The sequence below is a fragment of the Streptomyces sp. NPDC016459 genome (assembly GCF_040632845.1).
Classification (GTDB): Bacteria; Actinomycetota; Actinomycetes; order Streptomycetales; family Streptomycetaceae; genus Streptomyces.
This window is the reverse complement of sequence record NZ_JBEYCR010000011.1, coordinates 90583-104560: the sequence shown is the minus strand read 5'-3', so window position 1 is coordinate 104560 and position 13978 is coordinate 90583. Positions and strand designations below refer to the sequence as shown.

General features: G+C 68.2%; 6 protein-coding genes. 1 reads left to right on the top strand and 5 read right to left on the bottom strand.

Annotation, left to right across the window (positions count from 1 at the left end; translation table 11 throughout):
- Positions 1-239: 239 nt before the first annotated feature.
- Positions 240-728 (bottom strand): hypothetical protein, encoded by a 489-nt coding sequence (locus ABZ567_RS24475; RefSeq protein ID WP_360793406.1) that lies wholly within the window; start codon positions 726-728, stop codon positions 240-242.
- Positions 729-953: 225 nt separating this feature from the next.
- Here ABZ567_RS24475 and ABZ567_RS24470 point away from each other — a divergent pair, with 225 nt between their 5' ends.
- Positions 954-1577 (top strand): HEAT repeat domain-containing protein, encoded by a 624-nt coding sequence (locus tag ABZ567_RS24470; RefSeq protein WP_360793404.1) that lies wholly within the window; start codon positions 954-956, stop codon positions 1575-1577.
- Between the two features lie 19 nt (positions 1578-1596).
- Here the strand turns inward: ABZ567_RS24470 and ABZ567_RS24465 are convergent, their stop codons facing one another.
- The 4 genes from ABZ567_RS24465 to ABZ567_RS24450 all read right to left on the bottom strand — a co-directional run bounded on the left by ABZ567_RS24465 (position 1597) and on the right by ABZ567_RS24450 (position 13753).
- Positions 1597-2118, bottom strand: a complete 522-nt coding sequence (locus ABZ567_RS24465) for a hypothetical protein (RefSeq protein WP_360793402.1) — start codon at positions 2116-2118, stop codon at positions 1597-1599.
- A gap of 72 nt (positions 2119-2190) precedes the next feature.
- Positions 2191-2520: a hypothetical protein gene (locus ABZ567_RS24460; RefSeq protein WP_360793400.1), complete on the bottom strand. Its 330-nt coding sequence runs from the start codon at positions 2518-2520 to the stop codon at positions 2191-2193.
- A gap of 152 nt (positions 2521-2672) precedes the next feature.
- Positions 2673-3134, bottom strand: a complete 462-nt coding sequence (locus ABZ567_RS24455; protein WP_360793398.1) for a hypothetical protein — start codon at positions 3132-3134, stop codon at positions 2673-2675.
- The gene (locus ABZ567_RS24450; RefSeq protein ID WP_360793396.1) at positions 3131-13753 is read right to left on the bottom strand and encodes a LamG-like jellyroll fold domain-containing protein; all 10623 of its coding nucleotides are present in this window, start codon (positions 13751-13753) and stop codon (positions 3131-3133) included. Before ABZ567_RS24450 ends, ABZ567_RS24455 begins: the two co-directional genes overlap by 4 nt.
- Between the last annotated feature and the right edge of the window lie 225 nt (positions 13754-13978).

Below are 13978 nucleotides of genomic sequence, written 5' to 3'. Positions count from 1 at the left end.
TCGGGCCGAATGGGGGCGCCCCCGGATCACGGCGGGGTGGCCCTACGGGCATCGCTGGAAGAACGTCCTGTCCCAGTCGCCCGATCAGGACCCGCACGGACTCCTCAAATCCGTGCGCCACCCGCTGCACTCCGGTAGGCCAGTCGGGCTGCCCCGACGTCCAAGGTGCCGCACTGGACGCCCATGACGCCGGTGAACACCTGCACGAGGCGTCCCCCTCACCTCGCTCCGGTCGTGACTCATCTTCCGCGCACCTCGCCGATCAATGCGAGCTGCTCGTCGACGGCCGTGCGGCAGAAGCCGTTCGCGCGCTCGTCCTCGACGCTTGCGGTCCGGCCCAGCGCCGCGAAGGACAGCACCGCCTCGTAGAAGGAGGAAAGTGCCTCGACGAGTTCCTCCTCGTCCCGCCCGATGAGGAAGCCGGCGTACTGGGCGACACCTTGGCTCAAGGAGGCGGCTGTGAAAGGAGCCTTGCCGTCGTGCCAGTCATAGCCCTCAAGGAAGGGCTTCCGCCGGGCCGGCGTGAAATCCGCGAGATCCTGGACGGATCGGAACTCTTCCAGTGCGCCACGGTAGAAGGTGACGGTCTCCTCGTCGAAGAGGTCGTCCAGTGGCCGCCCGAAGACGTCGAGGGTCGCCTCGAACACCTTCAGCCCGAGGACACGCAAGGACTCGGCCGGGCATTCCAGCAGATCATCCGCGAATCGACCGACCTCGACGTCCCACAACGTCATCGCTGCCTCCCCTTCGAGGTCATCGTTTCACCTCTCGGAGAGACATCTTCGAGCAGATCAGGTCGCCGGAGGCGCTCCGGTTCAGCCGGGAGCACGGGGCACGGAGCACGGGCACGGGCACGGGGCGGCTGCACCCCAGCCGTGCTTCGAAAGGATCGACCGGTCAGCATCGTCTAGCGTCCCGTACGGCATCGACAGAGATCTTCAGGAAGGTGGACGGTGGCGCTGTCCCTGACAGAGGCGCTCATTCAGCTGAGCGACCGAGCATCGCCGAAACGTCGCTCGGCCGCGCGGCGACTCCACAAGTTGGCGGACGAAGCGGCGGGCCCGGCGCTGCTTCAGGCGCTGCGACGCGAAGTCGGCAACCGCCGTACCTGGGAGACGAAGTACGAGATGGTCATGGCTCTCGGGGCCTGCGGTCACGTGCCCGCCGTCGGTTTCCTGGCCGAACTGGCTCAGCGGTCCACGGACGACACCGCGCTCCATACGGCCTTGGGTGACTCGATCGTGCGGCTGCGAGGATCTCAGGAAGGCTTCGCCGCTCCACTGGAATGGTGCCTGGACCGTGGGAATCCCATGCTCACCGACGGCGCCCTCCGCGCCGTCGCCGCATTGCGCGCACCTCTGGACGCCGGGACCGTCGACCGCGTCCTGCACTTCCTCGATCCACTGGACCCCTATGACAGCCTGCGCTACTGGCCCGCCGTCGCGGCCGCGGAGTGGCCCGGTGACCGAGTACGCACGTTCCTGGAGTCCTGCGCCGCCGGCCCCCGCGCGGTCATCGCCGCCGCCGCGGCCACGTCCCTGGAAAACCGGCGTCGGCGGCTGGCGGAACAGACCTGAATCGGCCCACCCGTCGGCCCTATGCGCTCGCCCGGAGCCAGCGCTTGAGTGCGTTGCGGTACTCCATGGACGAATCGCCCGCGGCGAATCGCACGTCGTACGAGCCCGCCGCCGACAGATCCGCGTCCGCAGCCAGCAGGCGGGCGGCGAGCTCCGACTGGCCCGCGCACTCGAACGCCACCCAGCTGGTCCACCCCTCGGGCGCCTCGATCCCGTGACGGTCGAACTGCAGGGCGACGTCGATCGCCGCCGCCATGACGTCTGCGGCCCCCGCCTCCCCTGACTCGTGCCAGGAGGCCAACCCGGCGACAGCCCGGACGGCCGCCTCGACCGCCGGGGCACCCGCGTGCGCCACCGGCGAGACCTTCCGCAGCACGGCCTCCAACAGCGGTACGGATTCGAGCTGGAATTCCCGCTCGTCCCCCGTTCCGCTCTCCTCACGCCAACCGGACTCCACCATCTGCGTGACGGTGAAGGACTCCTCCTGGGCGCCGAATTTCTCGCAGAAAGGCGAGACGACCGAACTCACCCGGGTCGCCACCGCCAGAGCGAGCCGACGCTCTCCCCGACGCTCAGGGCCCGCCCCTACCGTTTCAGACATACGCGCAAGCCCCTAGAAGACCAAGAAAAACGAGGGCACCGAAAAGGCGCACCCCGTCCCGATGGAAAGGCTACCTTCCCATTGTTCCACGGTGAGCGGATCCTTGGCCTTCGCGGGCAGCCTCGGATAGATCCGGATCGTTCCGTCGAGGTCGTCCATGTGACTCACCTGGCCACCGGTGATCTCGCTGCGCGCGCCCATGGCGAACTTGGCAGTGGACTCCCCCGCCGCCCTGCCCATCTCCATGACCATGTACTTCAACCTGTACGGAACGAGGAACGCGACCGACGAGTCCGTCCTGAAGTCCTGGAGGGCTTCTCCAACGAGGACCGTGTTCGTCAAACCGGACGGAAATCCCGAGGGATCCTTCGACGAACCGCAGAAATCGGGGAGCCGTTGACGCTCCCGGGGCCGGACGCTGGTGCGGGATATGCAAGAGGCCCCGTCGGCACGTATGCCGATGGGGCCTCTCCCTCATGGGGTGGGGTAAGGGACTACTCCGACGGAATGGTCGCCACCGTGACCTGCCCATCCATCAAGCATTCGATGAGCACGGATCCACCCAGCGGGTAGATCCAGAAGTGCGGCCCCACATCAAGGATATCCACCGCGTGTCGCACGACCGCGTCGGCGGTCAGTGTGACAGTCGGCAGCTCGAGATTTCCCCAGAACACGGCGACACGACTCCCGCCTTCCACATAAGGAGAAAGCAGTTCCGCCGCCAGCTTCTGCCAGTCTTCCTCGTCGTCCCACCACAGGCGGGCATCGTACGAAGCGGAGTCCCAGTCGAGAGCCGCGCTGAAGGTAGCCGGGAACCTGTTGAGGCTCGTCGCCTCCAACTCCCGGCTTTCGGCCAGACCCAGCTTCACCACGTGCCGACCGTCGACATCCTGAGGATTGTTCATGAAGCCCGGAAGGTACTCCGGGTGACTCGCGTAGGAGTTGTTCTCTGTCATCTCTGGAGCTTCCTGAGCCAGGGGGCGACGGTATCGGAGGGCCATCTGATCGCGTACTTGCGGACCGACGCACCCTTGCCCGTCATCACGTTGATATGTGCACCCTTCGGCCCGTCGACATCCAGTCGGAACTCTCTGTAGTCTCCACCGCTTCTGCCGGTGAACCCGGTTACCTTGCCGAAGGTCTCGACCGCGATCTCGAGCCGGCCACGAAGTGTCCTCCGCGAACCGACATCGAGCGGGCCGACGATGTCCAATCCGGTGTTCCTCGCCGACTCGAAGGAGTCCCTGTCGAGGGTGACCTCGCTCCTGGGCTTCTTCGGATCGCAGCTGCACACCGACGAGTGCCCGTCGACCTTGCCACCGCAGTTGTGGACCAGCACCGCTGCGCTCTTGTCGACCGCCTGGACCTGGTCACCCGCGAATACGAAGTACGTGTGCAGGCCCTCGATGCTCAGGTCGTACGTGATGCGATCGGCCTTGTACGACTTGACCTCGACGATGGCCGTCGGGGCGCCCTCACCGTTCTGGAGCTTCTGGCCGACCACGAGGTCGCCCGCCTGCATCCAGGAGTTGCGGGTGGACTCGTAGAACTGGTGGTGCTTGGTGGTCTCGATCGTCTTCCGGCCGGCCTTCGCGACGATGGTGACGTCGACGTAGTCACGGTCGGTCTTGGTGACGATCACCTGCTTGACCTCGTGCACCTCCTTGGTCTTCTTGCCGGGCTCGGCCGTGAGGACCTTGTCACCCGCCTTGACCTTGGAGATCTCCTTGGTGGAACCATCCGCCATCAGCACGGGCGTCTTGCCCGTGAAGCTGTGCGGAGTGCTGCCGCGCGGGATCGGGCAGCCCGCGCCCGATCCGCCGTCCGGCTCGGGAGACGCCTTCGACTTCGGCCCGTTGCCCTTGCCCTTCGCGCCGAACGCGCCGCCCATGACCGCGCCGACCGTCGCCGCCTTCGCGGCTCCGGCGACCGAGCAGCCCTCCTCGCTGTTCACACAGGAGGTGCCGTACTCGACCGCGCCCGTGAGGACTTCCTCACCGGCGCCCTCGACGGCGTTCGTGGCGATCTTGCCGGCCGTGCCGGAGAGCAGCTTGCCCGCGGCGCTCGCCGCGAGACGGCCGCCGACGCCACCGGCCGCGCCGGTCACGGCGCCCACGGCGACCGCGCCGAGGAAACCGCCGACGGACTTCGGGCCGTCGCTCATCATGTAGCCCACGCCGTTGGCCGCGGCGCCCGCGAGGGCGGCACAGCCGATGGCGCCGACACCGGCCGTCAGTGCGGTGCAACCCGCGAAGACGGCGATGCCCGTGGCCACCGAGGCGATGGTCGAGGCGTGTTGCTTGACGAAGTTGGCTGTCGCCTTCGCCGCCTTCTTGACGGCTCTGCCGACCTTCTTGGCTGCCTTGACCACCTTCTTGGCCACGTGTTTGACGGCCTTGGCCACCTTGCGTACGGCCTTCTTGACGTGCTTGACGACCTTGTGGACGACACGCTTGGCGCGCTTGTACACGCGTTTGACGTATCTCTTGACCTTCTTCACGCTGTCCGCGACGTAGCGCACAGCCTTCCGCACCACGCGCTTGGCGCGCTTGACCACCTTCTTGACGGCCCTCTTGACCTTCTTGGCGGCCCTCTTGACGACCTTGGCGACCTTCTTGACCGCCGCCTTCGCCTTCTTGTAGGTCGACTTCGCGACCGACTTGACCTTCTTGGTGACCTTCTTGAAGGCCTTCTTGATGGAGTCGAACCAGTGGCCCGTCGGGTCGACACCCGTCATCGGGTTGCCGTTCGCGTACGCGTACCGGTTCGCGTTCACCGAGTTGGGCAGAGGCGAGTTGCTCGCCGTGTCCCGGTTGTTGAACTGGCCGGTCTCCGGCGAGTACCAGCGCGCGGCCATGTTCACCTTGGCCGTCTGCGGGTCGGTCCACCCCGACTGGTAACCCAGCGCGCCGAGCATCATCGAGGACTGGACGACCTTGCCGAAGGGCGAGTAGGTCGTCGATCCGGACAGCGCCTCACCGGAGGCGGTGAACTGGGCGATCACGTCGGTGTGCAGGTCCGTCAGGGCCAGCACCGCGGTGACCGCGCTCTTCACGCCGACGACGGAGCCGTCCGCGTCCCGGCTGTAGGTGGACACACCGTCCGAGGCCACGTCGTTGTCCGCGCCGCTGTACTGGAAGGTGTGGATCGCCGCACCGTCCTCGTTGGCGGTCAGGACCCGGTCGAAGCCGTCGTAGGTGTAGGTGCGGTCACCTTCCTGGATCACCCGGTTGAAGGCGTCCGTCTTCATGTTCGTGACGCGGCTGGCCTCGTCCGTCACCGAGCTCAGCGTGCCGCGCGCGGTGTACGTGTACGTGCTGTGGCCGTCCGACGTCAGCCGGTTCCGGGCGTCGTACGTGTAGGTGTCGCCACCCACCCGGGTGCGGTTGCCGGACTTGTCGTAGCCGTAGACCTCCGTCGTCGTCCCGTTGTTCCAGGACGCCAGGCGGTCGGCCCAGTCGTACGTGTACGTGTTGGCGGCGGCACCCACGACGCCGGCTGTCGTCTTCGACGTCATGTTGTCGTTCTCGTCCCACCCGTAGGTGATGGACGAGAGCGTCTTGCCGGTGGGGGACGTCAGGGTGTCGTTGGTCAGACGCTGCAGCTTGTCGTAGCCGAAGCTGCGCTTCGTCTTGCCCGCGCCGTAGTCCACCGTCTTGACGTTGTTGTTGACGTCGTAGTCGTACGTCATCGTCGTGCCGGTGGCACCGTCGTTGGTCGTCTTCAGACGGCCGGCGGTGTCGTAGCCGTACGTGGACGTGCCGGAGGCGTCCGTCCGGGTGGTCATCGCACCGTCGCCGTTCCAGGCGAAGGACGAGGCACCCGAGGGACCGTTGGCCGTCAGGAGAAGACCTCGGTCGTCGTAGGAGAAGGTGTTCTTCTCCGTACCGAGGCCCGCGACGGCCGTCAGACGGTCGTCCTCGTCGTAGGCGTAGGTGTGGTCGGCCGTGGCGGCCTCCGCACCCGCACCCGTCTGCCTGACGAGGCGGCTCTTCGCGTCGTACTCGAAGGAGGTCGTCACCCCGCCGGGGGAACGGGACTCCTTCACCCGCCCGGCGCCGTCGTAGACGGCCGTGAAGGTCCGGTCGGCGGCGTTCGGGTGGGTCGGCGTCGAGGGCTCGATCACCGACTCCGGAAGGCCCCACGTGTTGTACGTCGTCAGGAACGGGTTGCCCCGTCCGTCGGTGAACCGGGTCCGGTTGCCCGCGGCGTCGTAGCCGAAGGTCGAGGTGATCGACTCGGTCGCGGAGACCGGCTCGACCGCCTTGGTGATCTGGCCCGCCGCGTCGTACGTGAGGGTCTTGGTGTGCTGACGGTAGTCCGTCACCGAGACCGCGTTGCCCATCCGGTCGTACGACGTACGGGCGGTCCGCAGCACGGCACCCGTCGCGTCCAGGTCCTCGGTCTTCACCAGCTGGCCGAAGCCGTCGAACGTGTTGCGGGTGCTGGTGCCGTCGGGGTCCGTGGACAGGAGCGGCTGGCCGTCCATGTCGTACGTGAAGCGCGAGACGTTTCCGGCGGAGTCGGTGACCTCCGTCATCTCGCCCAGCGCGTTGTACTTGTACGACTCGCTCACGCCGCTCGGCGAGACGACGCGCGAGAGCTCACCGCCCGGCGCGTTGTACTCGTTGATCGCCGTGTACGCCCGCTGGGTCGGCTGGCGCACGATGTCCGTGCTGGTCAGCTCGCGGCCCAGGTAGTCGTACGTGCTCTCCTGGCGGGCGCCGTTCGGCCGGGTGGCCGACAGCTGGTCGCCGTTGGTGGAGTACGTGTACTTCGTCGTACCGCCGCCCGGCTCGGTGACCGAGGCCAGGTCGCCCAGCTGCGTGTACGTGTAGGTGCTGCGGTTGCCCAGCGGGTCGACCTCGGCCGTGACCTGTCCGAGCTTGTTGTACTCGTTGTAGGACGTGGCCGTGATCGGGGTCGAGGCCCCCGGTGCCAGGTACTGCGGTGTCGTGACCGACGCCTCCTGGCCCTCCGCGTCGTACGCCGTCGTCGTGACGTTGCCGAGCGGGTCCGACATCTCGGTGGGCTCACCGAAGGTGTTGTACCCGGACATCGTCACCGGACGGACCGAGACCGGCGTCCCCCCGTTCTGCTCCGCCATCACCGCGGGTTCGGTGACCGACGTCTGCTGCCCGAGCTCGTCGTAGCCGTAGTCCGTGACGTTGCCCGCGGTGTCCGTCTGGGACACCGGCAGACCGCGCTGGTCCAGCTTCCACGTGGTCGTGCGGACCGTGCTGCCCGCCGCCGGCAGGGTGCCGCCCTTCAGGGCGGTGACCTGCGCCGGGGTCAGCGCCTCCGCGTAGACCTGGACATCGTCGAGACCGCCGAGGTGGTTCTCCGCATAGGTGCCCTTGTACCAGCGGCGGCCCAGCTGGAGCGGCCCGGTGGCCTCCCACGGGGTGGAGAAGGTCGCGGCGGTGCCGACCTCCGTGCCGTTCACGAACAGGCGCAGCTTCGCCGTCGCCTGTTCGTACACACCGGTCAGGTGCGTCCACGTGTTGACCGCGACTGCGGCCGTGCCCGACGACACGCGCACGATCGCGGGGTCGAAGGTGTCGGTGGCGTGCCGGTTGAAGGTCCAGCCGGACGCCGTCGAGTAGTACAGCTGGAAGCCGGAGGCCTCCTTGCCGTCCTGCGCGACGAAGGTGCGGTTGGCCGCCGTGGAGGTCAGCTTGACCCAGGCGGAGACCGTGAAGCTGCCGCTCGTGTTCACGACCGGTCCCGTGGTCTGCGCCCACGAGTTGGCGTCGCCGTCGAAGGCGGCGCTGCCGCTCCGGTCGGTGTTCCAGTGCATGCCGGTGCCGTGGGTACCGGTGTTGTTGGCGCCGGAGGAGTCCGCGAGGCCGAAGCCCGTGGTCTCGTCCAGCTTGTAGCGGGCCACCGGGGCCGTGGTGCCGTCGTGGACGGTGGTGCCGGTGATGTTGCCCAGGGAGTCGTACCGCGTGTCCGTGGTGGACACGTCACCCGTGGCCGGGTCGCGGTCCGTCTCGGTCACCACGTTGTCGTCGGGGTCGTAGGCGGTGTGCGAGGTCCTGGCGAGCCCGTTGGGGTCGAGGATCTCGGACACCGTGCGGTCGGCCGCGTCGACGGTGAAGGTGGTGCGGGTCTGCCCGTCGTTGGTGACCTGCTCGATCAGGTTGCCCGCGGCGTCGTAGGTGTTCGCCTGCTCCGTGAAGGACTTGCCGGTCTGCGGGTCCTTGCGGACCACGGTGGCCGACAGGCCGTCGTCGGTGTAGGTGTACGCCGTCTGCCAGCCCATCGCGTCGGTGATCGACGCGAGGCGGCCCGCCGGGTCGTATGCCCGCGACTCCTGGACCAGGGTCGTCGGCGGCGACGGGTTGTAGGGGTCGCCTGTGTAGTTCAGCAGGCTCGTGGTGAGCGGCCGCTGTTCCGCATCGAAGGTGTAGGTGTTGACGTTCCCCGCGGGGTCCGTCTCCTTCACCTTGTTGCCGTAGACGTCGTACTCGAACGACGTGGTGTCGCCGCCCGGGTCGGTCCTGGTCACCATCCGGTTGTACGCGTCGTACGTCATCGACGTCGTGCGCGCCGTGTCACCGCCGGTGAGGTCGACGACCGACTGGGACAGGATGTTGCCGTCCGCGTCGTAGGCCGTCGTCGTCTTCGCCTGGTGCACCGCGCCGGTGACCCGGTTGGTGACCTTCGGGTCGGTGTCGGTGACGACCTGGTCGTACTTGTCGTACGTCTGCGAGGACGTCAGTCCCGCCGGGTTGGCGTCGGAGATCTCGGTCTTGCTGATCTGCCGGCCGAGGTTGTCGTACGTGTACCGCACCTTGCCGCCGTTGGCGTCGGTGATCTCCGCGAGGTCACCGTTGGCGTAGTACGTGTATGCGGTCTTCTTGCCGCCCGGGGTCGTGACCTGGGCGACGAGCCCGGCCGGGGCCTTCGCCGTGCCGCCCTCCATCGCCGGGGTGGCGGTGGTGGTGTACGTGGTCGTCGCCGTGCGGCCAGCCGGGAATCCGGGGACCGGCGGCGTGGTGACCGCGGTCAGGTTGCCTGCCGTGTCGTAGGTGTACGACGTCTTGTACGTGTCGTCCGTCGGGCCCGAGGAACGCCCGTCGCGCTCGGTGAGCACCAGGTCGTTGCGCAGGTCCATGGTCGGGAACGCGGTCGTGGCGTCCGGGAAGTACGTGTAGTACTCCGTCGAGCACTTGCCGGCGGCCGTGTTCTGGCAGGTGGTCTGGGAGACCGCGTTGCCGCGCACGTCGTGGCCGGTGATCGAGCGGTTGCCGTTGGCGTCCGTGATGGTGTGGAGGAAGCCGCCGGTGTCGTAGCCGTAGGTGGTCCGCTTGCCCTCGGTGTCGATCGACGCGAGCTGGCGGTTGCCCATCTCGGCGTCGTACACGTAGGTCAGCGTCTTGTTCGTCGGGTCGGTCAGCTTGACCGTCCGCACCGGGGCGACACCGGAGGACGCCTTGTAGGCGGACCAGTGGGTGGCGACGTCGGCGTCGGTGAGGCCCTTGGCGTGGACCGCGACCTCGGCGACGGAGCCGGTGAAGTAGCTGACGGCACCCGGCGAGCTGTACCAGTTGCTGCCGAAGCCGGCGCCGACGAACGTCCGCGACGTCGTCTGGTCGCTCGGGGCGCCGGTGCAGGTGCCCTGCTTGGCGCCGTCGAGGTACAGCGTCTGCGTGGTGCCGCTGGCCGACAGGACGGCGTGGTGCCACCTGTCGTCCGTGACCGTGCCCGTGGAGCCGAGGGTCGCCGCGCCGTTGCAGGTGGAGCTCCACCAGTGGCCGTGAAGCTTGTTGTCCGCGCCGACGTAGAGCAGGTTGCTCCAGCTGCCGGTGGGAGCGCCCGCGCTGTTCGGGGCGACGCTCTGGTCGCTCATGATCACGCCGGGCTCGGCCGTCTTGAACCACAGCTCGACCGAGCGGTCGGGCTTGGCGTGCAGCGGGCCGTACGGGATCTCCAGGAAGGAGCTGGTCCCGTCGAAGGTCGCCGCCGACACGTCGTCCGCGCCGAAGGGGCCTTCGGCGCCCTGGGTGACGTTGTTGTACGTGCCGAAGCCGGTGTTGACCTGGTTGGCGGCCTGGGCCGCGGCCTGGGTGTCGTCCAGGCGCCAGTAGCCGGCCGGGGCGGTGCCCATCACCGCGGAGCGGTAGACCTGCGAGGAACCGGTGATCGTGGCCGGGTTGAGCTTCCACGTACCGCCGTTGCCGTCGGTGGCCTGCTGGACCAGGTCGTCGGTGGTGCCGTAGACGACGGAGGCCTGGGTCTTGCCGCCCGGCGTGGTGATCTTCTGCAGCAGTCCGGCGGCCCGCTTCGCGGCCTGGTACTGCGTGGCGATCACGGACGCGGTGAGCGGCTCGGAGAAGACGGCCACCTCGGCCATCTGGCCCGCGAAGTGCCCGAGCTGGTCGTTCGGGTTCATCGACGGCCAGCCGTCGGTGTTCACGCCCGCGCCCAGGGTGATGTAGGGCTGCACCCAGTCGTTGATGGCGCCCGCGAGGGAGCCCTGGGAGACGCCGTCCAGGTACAGGGTCTGGCTGGTGGCCATGCCGGTGAGGACCGCGTTGTGCCACTGGCCGTCGGTGACGGTCGCGGTGGACGTGATCGTCGACATGCAGCCGGGTGACATGGCGAGGCAGCCGCGCAGCTTGCCGTCCATGCCGACGTAGACCGCGGGGGTGTTCTTCGTGGTGTTGGCGACCGGGTTGGGGTCGCTCAGCGGCTTGTCACCGTAGTAGAAGAGGACACCGCCGGCCTGCGTGGTCTTGAACCAGAGCGAGACCGAGGTGTACGACGGCGTCGCGCCGGGGGCGCTCGGCATCTCGACGTACGAGGTGGTGCCGTTGAACGTGGCCGTCTTCTGGGTGGAGCCGGCGAGCACCGGGGAGCTGCCCAGGGTCACGTTCTTGTACGTGGCGTTGTACTGGCCCTGGTTGGCGTCGATGGTGTCGGCCGCGAGCGTGCCGGAGGTCTCGCCGAGGCGCCAGTAGGCGAACGGGTCGGCGTCCAGGACGGTGGTGCGGTAGTGGTTGCCGGTGGCGTAGGTGTACGTCGTGCACTTGGTCCAGTCGGCGGGCGGGCACACCTTGGTGAGCTGGTCACCGGTGTAGCCGTACTGCCAGGTCTGGGCCGTGGTGGCGTCGCCCGCGGTCGCCGGGTCGGTGAACACCGTCTCCACGTGCGGCACGGTGGCGCCGGCCGGGGTGAACCAGGTGAGGCCGAGCGACCGCTTCGACGTGTCGTTGGTGATCTTCGTCAGGCGCTTGTTCGTGTCGTACGTGAACGTCTCGGTGCGACCGGCGAAGTCCTTGATCGCCTTGATCGCGTACGTTCCGGCCTTCGCGGTCGCCTGGGTGAGGGCGTACTCCGTGAAGTCCTTGTCCGTCAGGGTGAAGCCGACCGCCGGTGAGACGGCGGGTGCCAGCCGGGCGTACCGGCCGAGCGGGGGCACGAACGTGCCGTCGGTGTTGCGGCCGAAGGCGACCTGCTCACCGCCGGGGTAGGTGATCACCACGCTGGTGACCGTGCCCGCGCCGTCCTTGACCTCGGTGGCCTTCATGTCGGCGATCGTCGACCAGCCCGCGCCGAAGGCGCCGTCGATCCGCGGGTCGAGGCTGTTGTACGAGCGGTCGATCTCCAGGGACGGGCCGATGACGGGGACGTCGGCGTCGGTGTCCTCGGTCGTGTAGTTGCCGTCCGACGGGTCGAACTCGTGCCCGTCGGTGTTCTGCGCCAGACCGGAGGTGACCGGCGGCTGGGGGACGGCGGTGGTGAAGCTGCCGGAGTGGACGATCTCCGTCGTGCCGTCGCTGACGCCGACGAGCCACTCGTAGTTCTTCGACCACTTGAGCTTGCCCGCCGGGATCTTCCAGTTGCTCTTGGTCAGAGCGCCGGAGGAGACGACGAGGGTGGTGCCGTCGTAGACCTCGTAGGTGTACGACAGCGGGCTCGGCCCCTTGTCGGCGTCGCTCGCGTAGACGAGCAGCTCCGGCTGGAGGGAGTTGGCCTGGAAGTTCTCCGGCGGGTACGAGGCGTTGACCTGCGGCGCGGTGTTGGCCGTGTACGTCAGGTCGAGGGCCGGGCGGAAGCCGGCGGTCGCCGAGTTGTCGGAGTGGAACTTCTTCCAGTGCAGCATGTCGTTGGTCGGCGCGGTCAGCGCCAGACCGTGGTTCGCCGCACCGCCGGCGACCTGGTTGAACCAGGTCGTGTTCAGGGTCACCGGCATCTTCACGCCGACGCTCGCCGAGTTCGCGGTGTTGGAGCAGGAGGCTCCGGGCGCGGGCGTCGCCGAGCCCATGGCCGCGCCGAAGGCGGGCCCGGGGTAGCTGGTGACCCCGGACGGGGTCCAGGCCTGGGTGACGGGGTGCACCGAGAACGACTGGGCGGCGCAGGTCGAGGACCAGAGGGCGTAGACGTTCAGGGTGGCGGCGGTGACCCGCTTCCCCGCGAGCGTCGTGCCGAGCGACGAGAACTGCAGGAACGAGTTCGCCTTGTTGGTGCCCGAGTCGTACGAGCCGACCTTGATCTGCGTCTCGGTGGAGTGGTCGCCACCGATGGTGTTCTGCGTGTACGTGGAGTTCGACGCGGTCACCGTCGGGTCGACGGTCACCGGGTAGACGCGGGCCGGGTCGTCGAGCCACGCGCGGTCCGCGGTCATCCGCAGCGCCTGCTCACCGTCGACGGTGACCAGGTCGTAGGTCACGGCCCGCGACTGGGCGGGGTCGCCCGAGCGTGGGTCGATCCTGGAGTCCTCCATGAACGCGTGCGGGATGGTCGCGACGACCTTGCCGTTCGCGTCGGTGAACTCGACGTCGCCGTCGGCGGCCATGCGGGGCGTGAGGCCCTTCACCGCGAGCGGGAACGTCCAGGAGTTCGCCGCCTGCGGCGAGCGCAGGACGATGTTCTCCTTGAAGCCCTCCGCCAGCGGCACGAGCTGCACGTCGGTCTCGGGCAGGACGCCCGGGTAGGTGACGGTGCCGTTGGCCGCGACGGTGGGCTCGGACTTCGCGGCGTCCTTCAGCGCGTACGCCAGCGAGCGGCCCGCGCCGAAGTCGACGGAGGCGAGCTGCTCGTCGGCGGCGTCCGGCGCGAACTCCACGTCGAGCGAGTTCGCGCGCTGCTGGAGCCGGCCGTCGGTGTCCTCGGTCAGCCGGGTGTCGATCGGCTTCCACGAGCCGTCGGTGCCCTTGAAGTTGGTGCGGCCGGGGAAGTGGCGCACGGTGGTGGAGCCGTCGGCGTTGACGTAGAAGTCCGAGGTCGCCGTCGACCTGTTCGCGTCCCGCTTGCTGGTGCGGGCGTCGAAGCTCTTGGCGTTGCCCCGGGCGACGCCGGTCTTCGACGTGCCGGGACGGTCGGTCTCCCGCTCGAACGGGTCGAGTTCACCCTTGCCCTTGCCGGGCTTGCGCCCGGCCTCGCCTTCGAGGCTCGTGGCGTCGGCGGAGGCGTGGTGGCTCTTGCCACGGGCCGTGCCGCCCTGCTGGTCGGGGGTGTCGAGCGGGTTCTCGTGGAGCCACTTCCAGAGGCCCGAGAGGGACATCTGGGGCATGCGCACCGGTTCGAGCGTGACGCCCGCGGCGACCGCCGATTCGGTGGTGAGCATGAGGAAGAAGGAGATGAGTACGGAAAGAGCCGTAGCCCTCAGCCTGCGTCTGCCGGTGCGACCCGGTGGGAACAGGCGAGGGCTACGGACCCGGCGTATACGCATGGGCCAGCCTTTACTAACGCGATGCTTACAAAGCTTCGCGAGCCTGCCCGATGACGGATCACCAGTTCGCACCAGGGTAGGGGTTTTTACCTTCCCTTTGCCCGGGGGAGGGAACTCCTC